This window comes from Geofilum rubicundum JCM 15548 (assembly GCF_000974365.1).
GTDB classification, from domain to species: Bacteria; Bacteroidota; Bacteroidia; order Bacteroidales; family Marinilabiliaceae; genus Geofilum; species Geofilum rubicundum.
Genome location: NZ_BAZW01000042.1, coordinates 15,119 through 36,331, shown reverse-complemented (window position 1 = coordinate 36,331; position 21,213 = coordinate 15,119). Strand labels below are relative to the sequence as shown.

The 21,213-nt window shown below is 44.8% G+C and carries 18 protein-coding genes and 1 pseudogene; 3 read left to right on the top strand and 16 right to left on the bottom strand.

What is annotated here, in order from left to right:
* Window positions 1–95: 95 nt before the first annotated feature.
* On the bottom strand, window positions 96–1,115 hold the full coding sequence (locus JCM15548_RS15175; RefSeq protein WP_162198261.1) for a sensor histidine kinase: 1,020 nt from the start codon (window positions 1,113–1,115) through the stop codon (window positions 96–98).
* Between the two features lie 354 nt (window positions 1,116–1,469).
* Complete coding sequence (locus JCM15548_RS15170) at window positions 1,470–1,775, bottom strand: hypothetical protein (RefSeq protein ID WP_062127203.1); 306 nt, start codon at window positions 1,773–1,775, stop codon at window positions 1,470–1,472.
* Window positions 1,776–2,266: 491 nt separating this feature from the next.
* On the opposite strand from JCM15548_RS15170, the gene JCM15548_RS15165 reads away from it, so the two are divergent.
* The gene (locus JCM15548_RS15165) at window positions 2,267–3,430 is read left to right on the top strand and encodes an ATP-binding protein (protein ID WP_062127200.1); all 1,164 of its coding nucleotides are present in this window, start codon (window positions 2,267–2,269) and stop codon (window positions 3,428–3,430) included.
* Window positions 3,431–3,440: 10 nt separating this feature from the next.
* Here JCM15548_RS15165 and JCM15548_RS21210 read toward each other — a convergent pair whose 3' ends face one another.
* The 7 genes from JCM15548_RS21210 to JCM15548_RS15140 form a co-directional block, all read right to left on the bottom strand.
* Window positions 3,441–6,539 (bottom strand): BNR-4 repeat-containing protein, encoded by a 3,099-nt coding sequence (locus JCM15548_RS21210; RefSeq protein WP_083985178.1) that lies wholly within the window; start codon window positions 6,537–6,539, stop codon window positions 3,441–3,443.
* 159 nt (window positions 6,540–6,698) lie between these two features.
* The gene (locus tag JCM15548_RS15155; protein WP_062127196.1) at window positions 6,699–7,046 is read right to left on the bottom strand and encodes a DUF1622 domain-containing protein; all 348 of its coding nucleotides are present in this window, start codon (window positions 7,044–7,046) and stop codon (window positions 6,699–6,701) included.
* Window positions 7,047–7,101: 55 nt separating this feature from the next.
* Entirely contained in the window at window positions 7,102–7,863 is a 762-nt protein-coding gene (locus JCM15548_RS15150) for an SDR family NAD(P)-dependent oxidoreductase (RefSeq protein ID WP_062127193.1), read from the bottom strand.
* Entirely contained in the window at window positions 7,860–8,060 is a 201-nt protein-coding gene (locus tag JCM15548_RS26410; RefSeq protein ID WP_083985177.1) for an EamA family transporter, read from the bottom strand. The genes JCM15548_RS15150 and JCM15548_RS26410 overlap by 4 nt, the downstream gene beginning before the upstream one ends.
* A gap of 271 nt (window positions 8,061–8,331) precedes the next feature.
* Window positions 8,332–8,499 (bottom strand): DUF1328 domain-containing protein, encoded by a 168-nt coding sequence (locus JCM15548_RS21200; protein ID WP_083985176.1) that lies wholly within the window; start codon window positions 8,497–8,499, stop codon window positions 8,332–8,334.
* Between the two features lie 172 nt (window positions 8,500–8,671).
* Window positions 8,672–10,306, bottom strand: coding sequence for a right-handed parallel beta-helix repeat-containing protein (locus JCM15548_RS15145; protein ID WP_227625903.1), 1,635 nt, complete (start codon window positions 10,304–10,306; stop codon window positions 8,672–8,674).
* A 188-nt stretch (window positions 10,307–10,494) separates the two neighbouring features.
* On the bottom strand, window positions 10,495–11,412 hold the full coding sequence (locus JCM15548_RS15140) for a diacylglycerol/lipid kinase family protein (RefSeq protein WP_227625902.1): 918 nt from the start codon (window positions 11,410–11,412) through the stop codon (window positions 10,495–10,497).
* Window positions 11,413–11,528: 116 nt separating this feature from the next.
* On the opposite strand from JCM15548_RS15140, the gene JCM15548_RS15135 reads away from it, so the two are divergent.
* Window positions 11,529–12,692, top strand: coding sequence for an App1 family protein phosphatidate phosphatase (locus JCM15548_RS15135; RefSeq protein WP_062127186.1), 1,164 nt, complete (start codon window positions 11,529–11,531; stop codon window positions 12,690–12,692).
* Window positions 12,693–12,742: 50 nt separating this feature from the next.
* Here JCM15548_RS15135 and hemE read toward each other — a convergent pair whose 3' ends face one another.
* The 7 genes and pseudogenes from hemE to JCM15548_RS15100 form a co-directional block, all read right to left on the bottom strand.
* Entirely contained in the window at window positions 12,743–13,765 is a 1,023-nt protein-coding gene (gene hemE, locus JCM15548_RS15130; RefSeq protein ID WP_062127183.1) for a uroporphyrinogen decarboxylase, read from the bottom strand.
* A gap of 10 nt (window positions 13,766–13,775) precedes the next feature.
* Window positions 13,776–15,050: a glutamate-1-semialdehyde 2,1-aminomutase gene (hemL, locus tag JCM15548_RS15125; RefSeq protein ID WP_062127180.1), complete on the bottom strand. Its 1,275-nt coding sequence runs from the start codon at window positions 15,048–15,050 to the stop codon at window positions 13,776–13,778.
* Entirely contained in the window at window positions 15,047–16,030 is a 984-nt protein-coding gene (gene hemB, locus JCM15548_RS15120; RefSeq protein WP_062127178.1) for a porphobilinogen synthase, read from the bottom strand. The genes hemL and hemB overlap by 4 nt, the downstream gene beginning before the upstream one ends.
* A 37-nt stretch (window positions 16,031–16,067) precedes the next feature.
* Window positions 16,068–16,811, bottom strand: a complete 744-nt coding sequence (locus JCM15548_RS15115; protein WP_062127175.1) for a uroporphyrinogen-III synthase — start codon at window positions 16,809–16,811, stop codon at window positions 16,068–16,070.
* Window positions 16,804–17,649: pseudogene (gene hemC, locus JCM15548_RS15110) on the bottom strand (hydroxymethylbilane synthase); the annotation flags it as partial. The gene JCM15548_RS15115 and the pseudogene hemC, both read right to left, overlap by 8 nt.
* Before the next feature lie 69 nt (window positions 17,650–17,718).
* Window positions 17,719–18,987, bottom strand: coding sequence for a glutamyl-tRNA reductase (gene hemA / locus JCM15548_RS15105; RefSeq protein ID WP_162198260.1), 1,269 nt, complete (start codon window positions 18,985–18,987; stop codon window positions 17,719–17,721).
* Between the two features lie 162 nt (window positions 18,988–19,149).
* Window positions 19,150–19,767, bottom strand: a complete 618-nt coding sequence (locus JCM15548_RS15100; RefSeq protein WP_062127170.1) for a class I SAM-dependent methyltransferase — start codon at window positions 19,765–19,767, stop codon at window positions 19,150–19,152.
* A gap of 339 nt (window positions 19,768–20,106) precedes the next feature.
* Between JCM15548_RS15100 and JCM15548_RS15095 the strand changes: the two genes are divergently transcribed.
* Complete coding sequence (locus JCM15548_RS15095; protein WP_062127209.1) at window positions 20,107–21,012, top strand: diaminopimelate dehydrogenase; 906 nt, start codon at window positions 20,107–20,109, stop codon at window positions 21,010–21,012.
* The last annotated feature ends 201 nt before the right edge of the window (window positions 21,013–21,213 follow it).

The window sequence follows — 21,213 nt, the reverse complement described above, 5'->3', positions numbered from 1 at the left end:
GGGGATTATAATAATTGAACCCTGGAGTTCTTCTTTATATAAAAAATCGGCAGTTTGTTCCATAAATTGAGGAGATTATGATTGACCAGGCCAATCTATTGGATGTCGGGTAAGTTAAAACTAAAGGTAGTCCCTTTTCCGGGTATGCTGGAGACCCATATGATACCCTTGTGTTTTTCTACAAACTCCTTACAAATCATAAGTCCGAGTCCGGTACCCTTTTCATGTTCCGTCCCATGGGTATGTTGACCTTGTTCGAAGATGAACATCTTCGGAATCTTTTCAGCTTTTATACCTATACCGGTATCAGTCACCTCAATAATGAGGTCCTTATCCACTTTTTTCGAAGTAATGACAATCTGCCCTCCCCGATCGGTAAATTTTATGGCATTATTAACCAGGTTTCGCAGCACAGTTAATATCATTCCTTTATCTAAAGTCCAGTTTCCTGAAAAATCACCCTTATGGCTGAGATGGATACTTTTTCGGTTAGCGGCTGGACGACAAATATCAATGGTTTTAATAACAAGCTCATTCACGGCCATCAACTCTGGATTAAAGTAATGGTTTTTCCATTGAACCGAAGTCCATTCAAAAAGATTTTCCAACAAATTAAACGAATCCTGACCTGCTTGTTGCAAGTTTTCCAGAAACTCTTTTAATCTTTCAGAGGAGAGATCAGCAAGCCTTAGCAGGATTAATTCGGTAAACCCGACGATGGTGCTTATTGAGCCCCTTAAATCATGTGCAATAACTGAATACAACTTATCTCTGGTGGAGATAAGTACGGAAAGTTCTTTTTCCTGCTCTTTTAATTTGGTGATATCATCAATGGTTAACAGGATAAAGGGCTGTTCATTAATCAGCAGCCGACTGGAGGATATCAAAATTTGCTTATGAACCGTTTCTCCATCAACAATAAAGTCCATGGAACCCTCCTTTTTGTGATAGTCCGTTCCGGTATTAAAAGTATCAGTGAATGTTTGTCTGAGATCACAGGATGCGCATGGCGTCATCCTTCCGCAAACAGCTCCCTCAATCTTATACTGGTTGACACATTTCAGAACCTCTCCGGCCAGCAAGCCTATTGCCTGCTCGTTATCAAGGTTAACCATTTGACTCCCGGATTTATTAATGCGTTGTACCCTGCCCTCACCATCAACAAGAACCAACACAACTGCGGCATATTCAAATATTGCCAATAAATCATTATCCGAAAAATTTAAATTAGTCATTCCTCCCATCGCAAACCATATAAAAAGAAAAAATTCAAAAGCTGTTTAAATTTGGTTTTTGGACGTTTTTTTTGGCACAAAAACAACCCAAAGGATAAAACTTAATACAGTTTCTCAGACTAAATATAAATATTTTTTTGATTTATTGGCTCAACATGTCAGAAATTAGTCATAATTTAAATGGACTTCACAATACCTCGAGTTATCCTCAACCCATTTTCCAAAAGTAATTCTTTACATACCTCCCATACAGGTCAGGCATTGCAAGGCAAAGAGGTCATACTCATCAAAAGCAGGCCCGGGACTTCCGTTTAAGGTAATGATCCGGTCGATACGAATGGCGGTGTCGGTATTCAGTACAACAAAGTGGGCGAAATTATCGGGACTGAAGCTACAGGTAACAGTTCCATTGGCATCCATTACCTGCCCTTCTGCATCGAAGTAATGGATTTTGCAGTCATCATTCATTGCTTTCTCAATCTGATCAAAATAGTCGGAATCAAATGGAATGTAACCTTTTGTGGAATGTAATTGCTTCATATTTTCAGACTTATATTATTCAACCCTAAAATTAAAGCATTTATGCATTAAGGACAAAAATATCCACAAACAAATATCTACTCAGTGGGGGAAGAATCTATCCACGGAGCCTTCGCCTTCTAAAAAAATTCACATACACAGACAGCACAACAACCAGAATCAGCAGACCAAAGGTTACCCCATCAACCAGATCGGCGTTGATGTCACCTCCGGTCAATTTATCAAGCCCATCCCAGGAGGTTAAAGCCGATGAGGACAAAGTGCAGAATGGTGTAGAGTATGTCTAAAAATTGCAGCATGCCGTGGTTCTCTGACAGACAATTTACAAAAATAACAGGTAAAAAGACAGGCTCTGACTATGCCAGTTTTTATCATTTATACAAATGACGCCTTCCTTTTGATACTTCCGCCATATTATGAGCTGACATATGAATTTTCTTTTTTTTGCAAATTAACTTTGAAATCGTAAATTTGCAAAAAACAGTACCGATATGGTTAATCGCGAATTGCAAACGAAACTAGTGGAAATGGCAAAGAAATTCCCGGTGGTCACATTGACTGGCCCACGTCAATCCGGGAAATCTACGCTACTCAAAATAACCTTTCCTGATTACAATTATGTTTCCGTTGAAGATCCTGATACCAGACTGTTTGCCACAGAAGATCCTCGAGGTTTTTTGGCCACTTATCCTGACAAGACGATTATCGACGAAGTTCAGCGTGTCCCGGAATTGTTTTCATATATTCAAGGCCAAGTGGATAAGGTGAATAATGTGGGAATGTATCTTCTGGCGGGCTCGCACAACTTCCTGTTGATGCAGCATGTAGGCCAGTCGCTTGCGGGCAGAACAGCGATTCTTCGGCTACTACCCTTTTCTCAATTAGAATTGAAAGCCGCAAAAATTTTACCTGCGACGGTTGATGAGGAAATTTTCAAAGGTAGCTACCCCAGGCTTTATGATAAGGACATCGCCCCCGAAGATTTTTATCCGTTCTACATCCAAACCTACGTGGAGAGGGATGTTCGTTTGATGAAAAACATCGGCGACCTGAGCAAATTTATACGGTTCATTAAGCTTTGCGCCGGGCGCATTGGACAGCTACTTAACCTCTCGTCACTTGCCAATGAAAGCGGAATATCCGTATCAACAGCTCAGTCGTGGATGTCATTACTGGAGGCAAGTTTTATTCTCTATTTGCTAAAACCTGATCCTAACAACTATACGAAACGACTGGTTAAAAGTCCCAAACTCTACTTTTATGATACCGGCTTAGCCTGCTCCCTTTTGGGAATTAATAACGCACAGCAGCTTTCTATCCATTTCCTGCGTGGTGGACTTTTCGAGAATTTAGTTATCAACGAATTACAAAAAAAAGCAATCAACGCCGGCAAAGAACCAGAACTTTCCTTCTGGCGCGACAGCACAGGAAATGAAGTGGACTTGCTCAATACCGTGAACGGTAAGAAAAACGCATGGGAAATCAAGTCTGGTGCTACATTCTCTTCCGATTACTTTAAAGGAATTAAAAAATGGGCCCAATTATCCGGCACGCCTTCAGACCAGCTTCATGCCATTTACACAGGAGACAAATCAATGAAAACTTCAAATGGTGATGTTGTAGCCTGGAAGCACCTATCGGATTATATTTCTTAGCAAACGGTTTCTATAATACCATCAACTTTTGTACATGAACACCCTTTTTATCACTGCCTACACGGACCAGGTAAACGCCTTTTTCCCAGATTCTGTCTATTTCTAAATCAGATGACTGAGGGACAAAAGACCCGATAATATGTCCACTCATATTGATGATTTGCACGGTGGTATCCCGCAGTTCTTCAGGCGTTAAATCGAGGCTTATGTGCAAATTGTCTCCGACGGGCAATGGGTTGGGCAGGATGTGCATGATGGAATTTGGTGACGTTTCGGTGTCGGACAAACTGGTATTAATCATCATGGCCTGAATCTCAGCTTCGGTCAGTGCAATGTTGAACAACTTAAAATCATCCATGGTTCCGCAATAATCCACATTATCGGCATTCATCCACTGCGAGCGACCAATCAGATTTCTGTTGGTGGGGGCAATTCCGGCCAACTCATAAGGCTCACGGGTGATGGCTTTGCTGGTGACCACCTCGTTGCCATTGATGAAAATTTTGGTGGTTTTTGTTGAGGCATCGAAAGTGAAAGCGAGATGGGTTTCGGTTCCGACAACCAATTGCTGGGGTGAGTTAATGAGAACGGTGGTTCCGCCATTGTATTTATAGCCGGCGGTAAGGGCTGAGGCCCTTCCGAAAATGCTGTTGCTGGCTGCAGAACCAAAATCAAAAATCCGGGGAAGCCGATCCAGCCTGTCGGGCTGAACTTTTACCACCACACTATAGCTTCTGATGGCATCTATTACCCCATCGGGTGCTAACAAATAGCCATTTGTGGAGAATCCACTGTTGGTGTTGGTGCTTAAATCGAGTTGACCATTAATTTTGGCGCTTCCATAAATACGGGCATCATTATCATTACCACTGAGATCACGCAAGCCGCGGATTCCGGGACCCAGGTATTCATCAGCTGATTCAAACTGATAATTCAAAACCACATTGTTTTGAATATCCCGTGGCATAACCGTCACATCAAAATCCTTGCTGTGATCGCCCATGGTGGCGGTAAGTATGACCGGTGTTGCTTCTGTGGGAAAAACAACCAGGCCGGAGTGCATCAGAACCTGAGGTTCTGATGATGTCCAGCTAATGGTTTCCCCTGTTGACATTTCTGCTTTTAACACCAGGTCAGAATAAATGACGGCTGGCACTTCCATCTGCTCAAACTCCTTGAGACCGATGATCACAGCCAGATTAGCGGCATTTTTTTTTACCTCTTGCTGATTTAAAGCACGATCATGAATAAGGCCGTTCTCAACCAGACCGTCGAAGCCTCCAATGACCACATCTTTCAGAGAGAGACCGGTCAATTCAATTTCCTGATCAATCAAACCATTGATATAAGTTCTTAAACGGCCTTCCTTGTAGGTCACTGTCAGGGTGAAAAAATCAAATTTGGTCATGGGATAATACTGTCCGCCGGTCCCTCTGGATGCTGTCTGCCAGACATCGGAATTGCCCAGACGGTTCTGACTCATGTACGTATCCGTTCCTACAGTTACAACCGGCTTGCCCGTGGTAGGATCCAGTGACCAGGACAAGTCGCCCATGGAGAAAATGATTCCATAATAGGCATCATGCGATATACTGGGGGTTAATGACAAGGAAAATTCCGTTGAATGATTGTCTGCCACCGACAAGGTAGCATGGGTACTGCTGCTTACTACCAAATTACCTTTTTCAGTGTGGGCGCTCCCGGTCACTGCATCATTGAACTCCTCAGCTACCAGAAGTCCGTTTTCTAAATCAACCACCGCTTGCGGAAACTCGAAGTTGGCATGAATGGCGGTTGGGAAACCCTCAGGTCTGGAGGAGCTGACGATCCAATCGTAATAGTCACCATGCATCCAGGCCAGATTTAATCCTGTATTGCCTGAGAATGGGATATAATAGGGACGGACATTGTTCTTTTCAGAATTCCAGGTAATGGCCTCATTTGAAACAGTTCCATCGGTATTAATGGTGTATTTCACGATTTCGTATACCTCTCCATAGGTACCATCTACCGGAACCGAACAATACACGATGTTGGGATTTTCTCCATCGAGCGCCATTCCACCACTGTAACACTGTTCCAGTCCGGGCGTCTGATGAAAAGCCCCACCGCCATTGGCCAAAAAGGTTTTCACCCACTCTGTACCATTCCAACGGGCATGGTAATAATTGTGCGATTGCTTATCGTCACTGATGCGCACCATGGCAATGACCGGATGTCCATCTGAATCCATCTTTACTTCCCATATCCAGTTACGATAGGGGGCGTTGTCGACCACGGCAAAAGGATTGGCTGTGGAGTAACTATTGGTGGCGCTGACGCGGTGCGGCCCGTTTTCAATTTTGGAAACAACATTGCCCTTAATATCCTCCAATTCTAGCGTATTGACATTGATATGATGGTAATAGACGTAATTGGGGTTTTGATTATCAGGGTGCGCAGTCGTGTACCCCATAAGTATTTTATCCTTACCATTGGAGGTATATTTGGCGTAGGGTCTGGCACCTGTCGATTGAACAACCTGATGCGGCCCCCAAACAAAATCGGTATCATCATTGGCATCGGGGATACTCAGTTTGGCGATGGTTGGATGCCAGTTAATACCTCGCCAGGCGAGGTATATGTGATTGGGGTCATCAGATAAAATATAGGCGGAGGGATAGGTCGTGTTGTGACTGGTAGCCAGTCGCTTTTCCTCCCCCAAAGAGGTGATATCGCCGGGACGTTGCGAGATTCGGTAGTAAAAGGCAGCCTCATCGGTATGCCGCGAATAAAAAATCATGATGCGCTGGTCGGGCAACACCAAAAAAGTGGGATTGTTATGATCATCGGGCTGAAACCATGAGCGAATCAAGACTTCATTGGTGGTACCCGTTAAAAAATCGTGCTGTGAAGCTTTTACATTACCATGCACATCGATGTAACCGATATAAGTGGCCTGCTGCTGGCCATTATCAAGATGCAAAGAACGTGGATCTGCAAACCAACACCACGCTCCCTCTTCTGAGACGACTTGTCCCTGATAACTTCCAACCGGAGCGTTTTGGTTTTGAGCAAAACCATGGGCCCATACAAATACTAACAAAATGGCAGATAAAACTTGTTTCATGAGTTTCAATATTATTTATTTTCAACAAAAATAGCATTTATGCGCCAATGGAGGTTTCACATATATTAACATCACTATTAAAAATTCGATGCATCTCTGTAATTGGGACAAATTATCCCGAATAAAAAAAAGCGCACGCGAAAACGAAATGTATAGTTTTTAGTCTATTGCATTAAATTTATCAACCTCTTTTTCCAAAAAGTAGCTGATTACCGTTCGAATGACCACTATGCTGGCCAAAATGGCAATTTCTTCAAACGAAGGGTCTATCACGGTGGCAATAATATCCGCTGCAATCAAAAATTCCAGCGCAAATAAAAGGTAAGAAGCAAATTGATGACGCACCAATTCGCGCTCACGGTATATCGATTGATGTTTCAGCCGCGTAAACTCCAGTTTCAACAACCTGAAAACGGACAATACAACACCCCAGACAATAATGGCGACACCGATGGTGCCGATAGAAATGTAAAGGACTTCAAAACCTTTAGATAGATAGGTTTCCATATCGCGTTATTTCTTTTTCAATTTTCATCCGCCTAAATGGGCTTGTTGACAGATTCTATGCCGTCATGCCTCCATCCACAGGATGAACAGCCCCCGTGATAAAACTACTCTCATCGCTGGCCAAAAACACCGCAAGAGCAGCAATTTCTTCATTATTGGCGTAGCGCCCCAAAGGTATGGTTTTTTCAAAATTCTCCTTGGCAGTTTTAGCTTCTCCCGGAGAAAAACCTTCCTCCAGTGAGCGCATCATCCGATTATCAACCGGCGAAGGATTGATGGTGTTTACTCTGATTTTGTAGGGAGCTCCCTCAAGAGCTGCCGACCGCATCATACCTACAGTGGCATGTTTGCTCGTTACATATGGCAAAACATTGGCTGTTCCTGCCATGCCGGCTACCGAAGAAGTTATGATGACAGATCCGCCCTTTTCCTTCATCAAAGGAAAAATATGGCGCAAGCCATAATATACCCCATTGATATTTACCTCGATTATTTTATGATACATATCGAGGGAATACACATCCAGGGGTTTCACCTCTCCTTCAATTCCAGCATTATTGAAAAACACATCCACCGTTCCAAAAAGCTCTTTTGCTTTGAGGGCATAAGCCTTTACCTGTGCCTCATCGGTGACGTCAGCAGCCAGGTAATGGAGTTCGGGAGAGTTGATTTCTTCAGAAACTTTTTTCAGAGCTGCTTCGTCCAGGTCGGTTATTAAAACCCGCGCTCCTTCTTCAATCATTTTTTGAGCTGTGGATTTACCTATTCCACCAGCTCCTCCGGTAATTACTACCGCTTTGTTTTTAAGTCGTTTCATGGTTTCAATTTTTTGAGTTTACTAAATTTAACTTGTGTCAGCAGTACGCCGATTAACACCACCAATAAGCCGATAACATCCATTAGCAGAAGGGTATCTCCAACCACCATCCAGGCCATTAACATGGTAACCGGAGGCCCCATATAAAATAGACTGGCCACTCTTGTTGCATCGATTCTTTTAATCAGTATCCACATAAAAGCCTAGGCGCCCAGGGAAACAGCCAGAATAAGCCATATCAGGGAGTAGATAAAACAGTCGTTCTATGCATGGTAAACTATCCAAACTAACGGCTACCCGTTATTTGACTTGTTCCCATTGGGGAGTTTAAAGGACAACCTGCGTACATTTCTCCACACAAAAAAATGGACGTCAAGGCCAGCACCTTATCGTCCACTTTTGTTGTCATTATACAAAATTCAATTTTCTCTCTTCAAACATAAGCCTTTGACAATAAGGAATCAAGGACTACTTAAAGCCCCGAACGGCCCCGAAAATAAGGCTAATCACAAACAAAACAATAAAGATAAAAAATAGAATTTTTGCTATTGATGCTGCTCCGGCGGCTATGCCGCCAAACCCGAATACGGCAGCAATCAATGCAATAATTAAAAATGTAATAACCCATCTTATCATAACATATTGATTTTAAGGTTAATAACAAACAACTTATACAAAGTCCTTTATTAAAAATACAACATTAAGGCCAAAGAGTCAAACACCAGATCCCCGAGTGGGCTAATAGTCCATGTGCTTAGTAAACCTACTGCCACTTTGATTGGATGCATATTTTAGACCTTAAAGCGCATTATTTACTTATAATGATCTTTTCTACAACGCTTTTATTTTGATTGGGAATTACTTTTAAAACATAGACACCATTTCCCAATTGAGAAACATCTATAGAGTTTTCATAAATACGAATCGGTTGTTGCCTTCCGGAAATATCTGTAATCCATGCCTGTTGGATGGCCATACCATTTACGAATATTATATTATTTACAGGATTGGGATATACTTTACCCCTTGCTTGTTCTAATTTCTGAACACCAAGTCCATTTGAAAGGGCGTTCTCAAACGCCCCAATTTCCGGCGCAACGCCTAAAAATGGAAACCCAATATCAGTCCCGGCATCAATAAGGGGGCTGGAAGGGGCAATTTTCATAAAATCAATATCGGGCAGGCTACCATCAGCTTTTCGGGGTGCCATTAATGCCGACTCATCCAGATTGATAAAATCGTCGTCGGTTAAAACTAAATCCATTTCAAAAGAATTAGTTACCAATATGTTTTTTGAAGCATCTAAATAAGCAGTTTCGCCTGAACGCCCGTTGTATCCAAGGTTATTTTTTAAAACATGATTGTACCCATCGACATTAATATTTTGCGATTGAACGCTTTCGCGATTCACCATATTGTAATTGTAAGCGTTTTTATAGGCAGAATTGTTTAGCCAGATATTACCGTTCAAATGATGGTTGGAATAAAAACCATTTGCTCTATTATGAACTGCTACACAAAAACGCACCGTATTACTGGGTACGGGCTGAGGAATCAAAGACGCCTCATCATAAGCATATCCGCCAATTTTAAATCCATTTCCGTCGCCTAAACTCTCAAAAGACGGAGAATAACCATTGTAAAAAGAACAGCAACTATCAAATATAATATCTTCGCTTGACCGGATGCAATCGAAACCATCATCACTATTAAACCATGCACGGCAGCCCCTGAAAACATTTCCTTTTCCACCAGTTTTGGGGTGACATCCAAAACCATCGGTATTTCCCCCTTTTTGGTTTTCCGAAACATCATCGTGATTATTGTAAGCATCGCAATTTAGGAAAAGGTTATAGCCACCATTCCGGTGCCTCAAGCCAGTACTTTTATTGTCGTGCATACTAATATTTTCAAAAATATTGTTATTGCCCCAGCTATAAATACAATAGGATTCTGTGTGTGTAAGAATAGTAACTTGAACCCCGGTAATTTCAATCCCTTTAAGATGGATATAATCGCCCGAAACCCAGAAGCCAACAACCCTTTGATTCGCTGGTTTAACAGCTGTAAAATCAAATAATGGTTGCTCACCAGGATAAGCCCAATATTTTATCATTTGATCCTTAGAACCACTTATATTAAGAAAACTAACGCAGGCAAAAATATCTCTTTCTACTCTGGATATATCTCTTTCTGTTATAACATAGTCCCCTCCTCTAATGTAAACAGTATCCCCAGCCGATACAATGGACTGCGCTTTTTGTAGAGACCAAAAAGGACTTTCAATGGTTCCATCATTTGTGTCATAACCATTAGGCGAAACAAATATTTGTTTCGCCTGAAGGGAAATGCATGCCAGAATTGACAAACATAGAGAGCAAACAAGATTTCGTTTCATCGTCTTTTTTCCTTTTTTAGATATATTAAATGGACTTTTTACCATATACTTTTAACTCAGGAATCACAGTTTGATATTGATATTGTTTAATTTATTAATTCCCGAACAAATAAAGTTATGGCAATAAAAGACCAAAGGCAATACATAATAATTATTATGCCACCACCCCTATGTTCAACCCTCCCCTGTTTACGATGTTATAAAACTGAAGCACAGTCACTTTTCTTCAGCTTTCAGGAAGAAGTGATCTTTCTCGCTATTGTATAAGACGTCAATGGCAGAGGCAAAACCTCTAATTTGACCCGGTTGACCAGTCCAATGGGTTCGCCATCCACTTGCAGATCCTGCGGAGAAACCATCTCGATGATGGCTTGCTGGCACGACAGGGTGCGCACATGACGCAAACGATGAATATGACCGGTAAAAAAAGCCACCATCATGTGAAAAATGTAATACCAGGGATAGGGCTTTATAACGACAATTTCAAAACGACCATCGTTGATTTTTCCGGTGGGATTAACCACAGCTCCGGTACCAAAAAAATGGGTGTTGAGCATGGCAATCATTACGACTTTGTATTTGTGCCGACGCTTTTGGCCATCACAGGCAATGGTGCATCTAAAATGCGAGGGAGACTTTAATTCTTTGAAAAACTGACGGGCGTACCCGTATAAACCCCGGATTTTTTCCTGGTCAAAGCGCTTAATAATTCGGGCATTCATGCCCAAATCTGAAAGATGAATCGCCAGATGCTTTTTGTTGATGCGCAACAAATCGATGCGCTTGGAGACATCTGCCCCAATAATGGCAACAGACTCATCTATACGCCCGGGTATATTTAATTCAAAGGCCATTCCGTTGGCTGAACCGGTGGGAATAATGCCGAGTTTAATGGCACTGTTGATGATTAAACCAGCAACGAGATTAACGGTACCATCTCCACCAACTGCCACAACAGCATAGGGATCGGCACCAGCTATCGCCTCCTTAATTTTTTCCTGGTCATGATCACCTGTGGTCTCAAAAAATTGGGGCCGGAGTCCATGCCTGGGACAGGTTTCAGAAATCACTGACTTTAAATCAATCTCCTGATTGCTCCCCGAAACAGGATTGATAACAAACAAGACTTTCCGGATTTTATCGCTGTTCATGGCTTGCTTTTCTTCAATTATTCTTATTTTTAACTATATAGGGCAGATAACCAAACTATCTGTATACCTTAAGCATTAAAATAGATAAGCATTAAAGATATAAAAAGAATAATCAGATGACCATACTTTCAAAAACATTCCGCTACATTCTACGCAAAGCCAAAAGTCCGTACAAGCGCGCCCGTTTGTTATTGAAAAGTCAGCTGGGATGGCTGGGTGTGCCCACCATTAAACCTTATATGGGCTTTTGTAATGGCAAAGATGTCTATTTATCAGGGTCGGTGATGGAGGACAAAGGGCTGGAAAAGCCCAGGCCCGGCCAGAGTCTGCCCGCCAATATGCTGGCCATGATTAAGCGCTATATCAGTGATGAAATGGCCGGTGTACGCGTAAAAGTCTCCTTTCTGGGTAAGAGTGAGGTGGTGGAGACCAATGAGTTGGGTATTTTTCACTGTTATTTGAAATTTGAGGACGCTCTGACGACCAGTCAGCAGTATGCGTCCTGCCATTATGAATTGATCGATGAAGTGGTTGAAAACCAGGGCAGCGTTACAGCTGAGGGAAAGGTTTTGATGGTAACCGGCCAACCGCCATTTGGCGTGGTGTCAGATATTGATGACACCATCATGGTGTCGCACTCCACAGATACCATCAAGAAATTAAAACTGATGCTGTTTAAAAACGCCCACACCCGTGTGCCCTTTGAAGGAGTGGCAGCCTTTTACAGGGCCCTTCAGAAAGGAAGTGCCGGTCAGGACACACTCAACCCTCTGTTCTATGTTTCAAGCAGTGAGTGGAATTTATATGATTTACTGGATGACTTTATGGCCTTTCGGGATATACCCGCCGGGCCTTTTATGCTGCAAGAGCTGGAACACAGTATTTTTCATTTTTGGAAATCGGGCGGCGGCACCCATGAACACAAATTAAAAAAAATTTTATTCCTGCTCTCTTTTTTTAAGGACCTTAATTTTATATTGATTGGTGATAGCGGACAACGAGATCCCCAACTCTACCTAAAAGCGGCCCGGGAGGCACCGGGACGTATAAAGGCCGTCTATATTCGCTGTATTGGGAAGGGGCATAAAAACCCTCAAATGCTCGAAATCACCAAAGAAATGAAATCCCTGAACGTTCCCATGCTGCTGATTTCCGATACGGAAGAAGCGGCACGCCATGCCTTGTTAAAGGGCTACATGGATGCGTCATCTATGCCGGACATTGCGCGACAAGTGAAGGTAGACCACAAAAACACAGGCTTTTTGTCCGACACCCATTGAAAGCCCGCCTTAGCGGACTTTTAGGACTATTAATTCAGCAATACCTGCTTTTACCAGGCCGCCTTCTTGACCCAATCCACCACAAAGCGGGCATTTTCATAAGGCGTATCGGGTAAAAAGCCGTGACCCAGATTGAGAATCCAATCGGGATTCTCACTGAAAAAAGGCTTGTACTTCTCCAGTTCTTCGGCAATGACTTCTTGCGAGGCGTACAGTAAGCGCGGGTCGAGGTTCCCCTGCAATCCTACCTCCGGATGCACCAATTCACGGGCATGCAACAGAGGCATCTGCCAGTCGACACTCACAAAATCGCAGACTTCAGGCGTAATAAAGCCCATGCCAGTGGAAAATCCCCGGGGGAAAAAGATGAAGGGCACACCTTTGGAACGCACAGCTGCGCCTATCTTCTCGACCGCAGGCATAAACATTTCGAGATACATTTCAGTGGGAATGAGTCCCGCATGTGTCTCAAACAACTGGAAGACTTCTACCCCGTGCTCTATCTGCTTCAGGGCGTAATGGACCGAGAAGTCGGCAATGGCATCGATCAGTTTTTCCGCCTCTTTTTTATGGCGGAACAAAAATTTCATGGCATCGGGAAAATTGCCATTACTGCTTACACCTTGCAGCATGTAACACATGGTGGTCAGTGGTGCCCCGCAAAAGCCTATTAAAGGGGTGTTTTCCGGGCGACGGCGAAGAATCTCATCAATCACTGCGTAGATGTACTCCAACTTTTGGGGCACCTCTTTGAGGTGCTCCACAGGCTGATCAAACTGACTTAAAGGAGTGGGGAAAACAGGACCGTTATCGGTCCACTGCAATTCCATTCCCATGGCATTGGGGATGACCAGGATATCTGAAAACAGAATGGCGGCATCCACTCCCAAATCCGCGATGGGCATCAGGGTGACATCCGCTGCCAGATTGGAATCGGCCATTAATTCCCGGAAAGTGTACTGCTCTTTTAGCTTGTTGTAGTTGGGAAGTACCCGTCCCGCCTGTCGCATGAACCATACGGGTGGGCGACTGGTGGGTTTTCCCCTGAGTGTATCTAAGAGTATTGATTGCATGAAATTTATTTTAAGTCATTGAATGGATGAGCTTATCCACATCTTCGTTGGTATGGGCATCGGAAATAAAGGTACATTCAAATTGCGAGGGCGCAATGTAAAGACCTTTGTCGAGCGATTGCCTGAAATGTCGGGCATAGCGGTCGGTATCCGAAGTCATGGCCTCATCAAAACTGGTCACTTGAGGCGCTTTGGTAAAGAACAGGGTCATCATGGAGCCCATCCGGTTAATAACACCGGGCGTTCCTGTTTTGGCCAGCTGTTCGCGCAGTCCGGCTTCGAGCCGCGCTGCCTTGCGCTCTAAATCTTCGTAAATGGAAGGATGGTTCTTCAAAATCTTCAGCATTTCGGTCCCTGCCGCCATGGCCAGCGGGTTACCACTCAATGTACCGGCCTGGTATACGGGTCCGGCAGGCGCCAGCAAATCCATAATATCGGCCCGACCGCCGTAGGCACCTACGGGCAGTCCGCCCCCAATAATTTTTCCCATGGTGGTCAAATCGGGCATCACTCCCAAACGCTTCTGTGCACCGCCCGAAGAAACCCTGAATCCACTGATCACCTCATCAAAAATGAGCAAGGCACCATATTGGCGGGTGATTTCACGCAGACCTTCGAGAAATCCGGGCTTGGGAAGTATCACCCCCATATTGCCGGGAACAGGCTCTACAATGATCGCTGCAATGTCTTGGCCGTGTGCCTCAAAAAGCGCTTCCACCGAGGCCAAATCGTTGTACTCAGCCGTCAGCGTATCGGCAGCGGTGGCTTTGGTGACGCCGGGACTGTCGGGCAGGCCCAGAGTCAGCGCCCCGGAGCCGGCTTTGATCAAAAAACTGTCGGCATGCCCATGAAAACAGCCGGCAAACTTAAGAACCTTATCTCGACCGGTAAAACCGCGGGCCAGGCGCAGGGCGCTCATGGTAGCTTCGGTTCCGGAATTGACCATGCGCACTTTATCCACCGAGGGTACCATAGAGGTGATGAGCCCGGCCATTTCGTTCTCCAATAAAGTGGGAGCGCCATAACTGGTACCTCTTTCGGCTGCTTTTTGAATGGCTTCGACAATTTCGGCGCGCGCGTGCCCCAAAATCATGGGCCCCCATGAGGCCACAAAATCGGTATAGCTGTTGCCGTCAATGTCCCACACAGTGGCTCCCTTAGCTTTGTCGATAAACAAGGGATCACCACCTACACTTTTAAAAGCCCGGACGGGCGAATTAACGCCCCCGGGTATCCGTTCCAATGCCTGCTTAAATGCTGCTTTGCTTTGACTAATGTTTCTCATTTTTCCAATCGCTTTTTGATACCAAACTCTTTGGCATGGTAAGAAATAATCACATCGGCCCCTGCTCGCTTGATGGAGGTCAGGATTTCCTTAATCATTCGTTCTTCATCCACCCATCCGTTGGCACCGGCAGCTTTGACCATCGAAAATTCGCCACTGACGTTGTAGGCCACTACCGGAATATTAAAGTTGGTTTTTACGCGCTGAATGACATCCAGATAACTCAGGGCGGGCTTGACCATGACCATATCGGCCCCCTCCAAAATATCCTGTTCCACCTCGCGCAATGCTTCATCACCATTGGCGGGATCCATTTGATAGGTGCTGCGGTCGCCAAACTGGGGCGCACTGCCGGCGGCATCTCTGAAGGGCCCGTAAAAGGCAGAAGCAAATTTGGCCGAATAAGCCATGATGGGGGTTTTGGTGTAGCCGTGATCGTCCAGCGCCTTGCGAATGGCACCCACGCGACCGTCCATCATGTCGCTTGGCGCGATGATGTCGGCTCCGGCCTCGGCCATGGTGACCGACTGACTGGCCAATGTGACCAAGGTTAAATCGTTGTTGACATCGCCATTCACGATGGTTCCGCAATGTCCGTGCACGGTGTATTCGCAGTTACAGACGTCGGCCACAATCAGCACATCGGCCACTTCTCTTTTGATGGCTTTGATGGCCTGGGGGACAATGGCGTTGTGGCTACAAGCCACTTCGCCGGTCTCATCCTTGTGTTCGGGAATACCAAACAGAAGTATTTTATGAACCCCTGCCCTGTCCACCAAATCCTTGACTTCTTTGACCAATAAATCGATGGATAGTTGGTAGTTACCCGGCATGGAAGGGATGGGGTTTTTGACCTTGGTTCCGGGACAAACAAAATAGGGCATAATCAGGTCATCGCAGTCGACTTCTGTCTCCCTAATCATGTCGCGAATGATTTTGCTCTGCCGTAATCGGCGTAATCTTGTTATTGGAAATGCCATATTATAAAGTTTTAATGTCTCTCCTAAATTTTAAGGGTCAACAGACCCGGGCCAATCCTGAATAGCTCTGCTCCCGCGCCTCTGCTACCGGTTCTATCCCGTAACTGCGAAGCGCTTTGGAAGTGATGCTTCCAATACTTGCAAAGCGCAACTGAGCGACTTCAGGCTCTAAAAGGGTCATCAGATGATGGACGGCCGATGGACTGCTGACGGCAATCACCCGGTAATCATCTTGAATGATCCGGTCAATGGCGGCGCTGTTGATGGTGGCGGGCATACGGGTTTCGTAGACATCTACCCGGTGTATGTCGGAGTCGAAGGGCTGATTCGTGCCTCTTGACAAGGTTTCCTGTACAACATCCGGGGCCAGTTTTCCCAGAACCAACAACAGGGATCCCTGACCTTGCCAAACCGCTTGAAACTCTTCGGCAAAGACGCTGCCGGAATGACCGCTTCCGGTAAAGTCGGCCGATTGGCCATAAGCCTTCAAGGCCTCATTGCTAGAGGGTCCCAGTACGGCAATTTTTTGATGCGCCGCCTTGGTATAACGGGTGAACCACGACTTAATGCCATTTTTACTGGTAAATACGAGCCAGTCGTAATGCGCCGGTGCTTCTGGCAATTGGAAGAGCAAGGCCACCACTTCGATCATGGGCGCGTCAACCATCTCTAACTGCCTTTGCTGCAAGACCTGCGCAAACAGGTCTTCTCCTTCGGGAACAGGGAAGGTGCGAATAACCACTGAATGGTCGGATATTCTATTTTCAGAAACTTCAGGCATCTGGATATCGGATGGATTTGAGAATATCAGCCGCTCCGGCCTCCAGCATGCGCAAAGCCATTTCAACCGCTTTCTCAGATGCTTCATCCAAATCACATTCAATCGTTTCACGCACCAACTGACTGCCGTCCAGGGCAGCCACCAAAGCACTGATCTTTAAGCGGTCATCCACCAAAAGGGTGCGACAGGCCACGGGAACCTGACAACCACCTTCCATGGTGCGCAAAAAGGCACGCTCGGCCATCACCATGGTCCAGGTCAAATCGTCGTTGATACCATCGATATAAGGCATGATGTCTTCATCGTCCTCACGCACTTCAATGGTTATGGCACCCTGACTCACCGCTGGCATGATAACCGTCGGGTCCAGATATTCAGACACCAAATCCTCCAGTCCCAGACGTTGAATACCGGCACCGGCCATAATCAGTCCATCACAATACCCCTCCTGCATCTTTTGAATGCGGGAATTCACGTTGCCACGAATGTCCACAATATCCAGATACGGAAAGTGGTTTAAAAGCTGTGATTTGCGACGGAGGCTTGAAGTGCCCACTTTGTCGTTTCCCGTAAAAGCGGAGAGCTTGCGACCATCGCGCGACAAAAAAACATCCCGGATTTCACCCCGTGGCAACACGCCTCCCAAACTCAAACCCTCGGGCAGTTCGGTGGGCATATCTTTGAGACTATGCACAGCCAAATCAATTTCACCGGCCAACAAAGCCTGCTCTATTTCTTTAGTAAACAAACCCTTATCGCCAATCTTCGACAAGGCCACGTCCAATATTTTGTCACCTTTGGTCTTGATGACCACAATTTCAACTTCTGTTTGGGGGAATGCATTCTTTAGATAGGTCTGTACCTCATTGGCCTGCCAAAGCGCGAGCTCGCTGCCACGGTACCTATTTTAATGATGCGTTGGTTCATTATTTTTTTCGTCAAATAATAGATTGATAATACCTACAAATTCGGTAATCCGACCATTGTCGGTCACCGCTTTCAATTGTTTTACAAACTGGTTTTTAAGCTTTTTGGAGACATAGCGGTTAAATTTCACCACCTGCTCAAATTCATTCTCAGAAAAGGATTTCTGATAGGCAGCCAATTCATTTTTATACAATTCTGAAATGGCTTTGTCGATGTTTTTAATGGCCGGAGCCAGATTCTGCTCATTCAGCCAAAGCGTAAATTCATCGACTTTTTCTGCCACAATATCTTCTGCTATAGTTACATATTCCAGTTTGCTTTCAATATTCATGGCCACCACTTCTTCCAAATCGTCCACATTGAGCAAGGTAACAGCTTCAATACCCGCTACATCCGCATCTATGTTGCGGGGAACCCCCAAATCGATCATCACCACCCGCTCATGACCATTCAGGTGGGCGCGAACCTTTTCCGCATCCAGAATGGGGTCTTTGCCCGATATCGATGTCACAATAATTTCTGCGTCATGTATGCCATCCAACATTTGCTCATAGGGTAGTACCCGACCATTATAATCATTGGCCAGCGCCATTGCTTTCTCTTCCGTTCTGTTGGTGATGCAAATATTACGACACCCTTTTTTGACAAAATTCTTAAGCACGAGTTCACCGGTATCACCGGCACCAATAATCAGGATACTACGATCGGTCAGATTCGGGAATTGCTCGTAACATTTCTCAACGGCTGCATAACTCACCGAATAGGCGCCCTGATTAAAGGGCGTTTTGAGTCGCACCAGCTTGCTGCTTTCCAGTGCCTTATTAAATAAACGATGGAATTTTTTACCCACTGCCCCGCGCATCTCTGCTTCCGCATAGGCGGCTTTGACCTGGGCCACAATCTGGTATTCGCCCAAAATCATAGAATCCAGACCGGCTACCACTTTGAATAAATGCTGAACGGCCTCCTTGTGATAATGCTCAAATAAAAAGGGTTTGATATCTTCCTGGCAATTCTTGAGTTCCGTCAACACGGTTCTGACGGCTTTGGACGCTCCGCTGGTGCAAATACCTTCTGCTGCAAAATAGATCTCCGTGCGGTTGCAAGTTGAAAGCACCACCAACTCACGAAAATATTCATTTTCGAATAGTCTGCGAGCAAGTAAATCGGCTTCATCACTGTCTAAGGCAAATTTTTCACGAACCTTGACGGATGCTGACTTGTGACTAACTCCTATTACTCCAATCATAACACAAAATGGCTTTTCCTGGTTTGCGGACAGGTGAAAATACGCATCCGACATTTAAAATGAAAGCATAAAATTAAGCATTTTTATACTTGAATTGCTTATTCTGATGGAAATATTAAACACCAACATCCATAAAACAACTGATGCAAAAGGAATTAAACACTAAGATCCTTTGGCCACCAACAAAAACAAAGGAAAATCTTTGACTAAACCTTCAGCAGTTTCTTTCTGCATCACATAACAAGGACCGTATTGAATCGCTTTAAAGCCGTTGGATTTAAGTCTGCCCGACAAGTCTTCGGGCTTAAAACCAAGATGACCTTTGAATGATTCACCGTGAAAGGAGCCGTCTTCGGCGTACAAATCGACGATGGCTAATTGGCCGTCCGGATTGAGCATTTCCCGGAAACGGCTCAATACCAAATCCAACTCATGGACGTGATGCATCACCATTTGGGTGAAGATGACATCCACCTTTTGCCTCGTATAAGGCGCTTTTTCGAGGTCGAAAAAGAGCGGCTTTAAATGGTATTGCTGACCATTTGCCACTTTCTCTTCCATCACTTTTACCATCTCCTGCGAACTATCCATCATGGTTATTTCTGAAAAATAATCCTTCAGCAACAAACTCAATATACCTGTGCCGGCACCAAATTCAAGGGCGGTCAGGGAAGGGGCAGGCACAATGGCCTCCAATATCTTTTCTGCAATGGCCATGGAACGTTCCAATCGATCCGGTTTATTATCCCATTCACGGGCTACACTATCAAACTCGCTCATATTTGTAATTTAAACAGTTTCTCAAAAAGGCTGGACCATACTTTAGGGACCGTTGCTCAACAGAAGTTCAGGGAAATTCTTAGGGCAACCAAATCACAGGGGCAATTTATACAAAAGCATTCCCAATTAAAAAGTATGTGCTACAAAATATAAAAGACAGGGCTTCTGTGAACCAATTAAGACCGCACAGGGCAAAAACCCTACTGTCAAATCGAATTTTGAAAATGCCATAATTCACATTACTGTAAGACAATCATTCAAAAAAATTACAATTTGCCACCTTTGATTTTTTTAGTACATTTGTTAATTATTGATATCAAAAAAATAAAACCAGGTATTATGAGTAAAATTAAAGTAGCAGTAGTCAGTTACGGAAACATTGGTAAATTCTCAGTTGAAGCCATTCAGGCTGCTCCTGATATGGAATTGGCAGGCGTTGTGCGCCGTGCCTCCTCCACCGGCGACACGCCCCCCGAATTGGCAGGTGTAAAAATTGTATCAGATATTTCAGACTTGGGCAAAGTGGATGTGGCCGTTTTGTGTTCACCGACACGCAGCATTCCTGAAGTGGCCAGCGCTATTTTGGCCAAAGGAATTTGCACCGTAGATAGTTTTGATATCCATGGTCAGGCCATGCTCGATCTGCGACAGCTTTTGAGCGAAGCAGGTAAAAAACATAACTCGGCCGCCATTATTTCTGCCGGCTGGGATCCGGGTAGCGACTCGGTGGTGCGCACCTTGCTAAGGGCCATGGCGCCTAAAGGATTAACCTACACCAATTTCGGCCCTGGAATGAGCATGGGGCACTCGGTGGTAGCCAAGGGTAAGGATGGCGTAAAAGAAGCGCTTTCCATGACCATCCCTACCGGAACCGGCATTCATCGTCGCATGGTTTATGTCGAACTGGAAGATGGTGCCAGTGTTGAAAAAGTCACCAAGGATATCAAGTCGGACAGCTATTTCAGCAATGACGAGACCCACGTGATTCCTGTGCCAAATGTAGATGAGTTAAAAGACATGGGGCATGGCGTCTTATTGGAACATAAAGGAGTGTCCGGAAAAACCCAGAATCAATTGTTTGAGTTCCGCATGAAAATCAACAACCCGGCGCTGACCGCCCAAATTTTGATTTCCTGTGCCCGCGCCGTATTGAAGCAGCAACCGGGTGCCTACACCATGCCGGAGATTGCACCTATTGACTATCTGGCAGGTGACAAAGACGATTTGCTAAAGCATTTGGTATAGCCGGATTCTTACTTTTTTGCTACAGCAAAAAAAAGTAAGCAAAATTTTGCGTTTAGTGAGCGCAGTGATCAAACTTGTTTGCATCAATGCCAAACGTAGCAAAATTCAGCGAAGCTAAAAATGCCGCCGCTGACGCTAAAAATCTAAAATTGAGTCTGTTTTCCTAAACCCCTCAAACTCGCTACGCTCAAACAATGCGGG

Coding starts and splice junctions, on each gene's coding strand:
- JCM15548_RS15115 (WP_062127175.1), bottom strand. CDS start 16,811: ATGCCTGAAGTTTCTGAAAATAGAATATCCGACCATTCAGTGGTTATT.
- JCM15548_RS15140 (WP_227625902.1), bottom strand. CDS start 11,412: ATGAACAGCGATAAAATCCGGAAAGTCTTGTTTGTTATCAATCCTGTT.
- hemL (WP_062127180.1), bottom strand. CDS start 15,050: ATGAGAAACATTAGTCAAAGCAAAGCAGCATTTAAGCAGGCATTGGAA.
- JCM15548_RS15095 (WP_062127209.1), top strand. CDS start 20,107: ATGAGTAAAATTAAAGTAGCAGTAGTCAGTTACGGAAACATTGGTAAA.
- hemA (WP_162198260.1), bottom strand. CDS start 18,987: ATGATTGGAGTAATAGGAGTTAGTCACAAGTCAGCATCCGTCAAGGTT.
- JCM15548_RS15100 (WP_062127170.1), bottom strand. CDS start 19,767: ATGAGCGAGTTTGATAGTGTAGCCCGTGAATGGGATAATAAACCGGAT.
- JCM15548_RS15175 (WP_162198261.1), bottom strand. CDS start 1,115: ATGGTTAACCTTGATAACGAGCAGGCAATAGGCTTGCTGGCCGGAGAG.
- JCM15548_RS15165 (WP_062127200.1), top strand. CDS start 2,267: ATGGTTAATCGCGAATTGCAAACGAAACTAGTGGAAATGGCAAAGAAA.
- JCM15548_RS15135 (WP_062127186.1), top strand. CDS start 11,529: ATGACCATACTTTCAAAAACATTCCGCTACATTCTACGCAAAGCCAAA.
- JCM15548_RS15145 (WP_227625903.1), bottom strand. CDS start 10,306: ATGGTAAAAAGTCCATTTAATATATCTAAAAAAGGAAAAAAGACGATG.
- JCM15548_RS15150 (WP_062127193.1), bottom strand. CDS start 7,863: ATGAAACGACTTAAAAACAAAGCGGTAGTAATTACCGGAGGAGCTGGT.
- hemE (WP_062127183.1), bottom strand. CDS start 13,765: ATGCAATCAATACTCTTAGATACACTCAGGGGAAAACCCACCAGTCGC.
- JCM15548_RS15155 (WP_062127196.1), bottom strand. CDS start 7,046: ATGGAAACCTATCTATCTAAAGGTTTTGAAGTCCTTTACATTTCTATC.
- hemB (WP_062127178.1), bottom strand. CDS start 16,030: ATGGCATTTCCAATAACAAGATTACGCCGATTACGGCAGAGCAAAATC.
- JCM15548_RS21210 (WP_083985178.1), bottom strand. CDS start 6,539: ATGAAACAAGTTTTATCTGCCATTTTGTTAGTATTTGTATGGGCCCAT.
- JCM15548_RS21200 (WP_083985176.1), bottom strand. CDS start 8,499: ATGATAAGATGGGTTATTACATTTTTAATTATTGCATTGATTGCTGCC.
- JCM15548_RS15170 (WP_062127203.1), bottom strand. CDS start 1,775: ATGAAGCAATTACATTCCACAAAAGGTTACATTCCATTTGATTCCGAC.
- JCM15548_RS26410 (WP_083985177.1), bottom strand. CDS start 8,060: ATGTGGATACTGATTAAAAGAATCGATGCAACAAGAGTGGCCAGTCTA.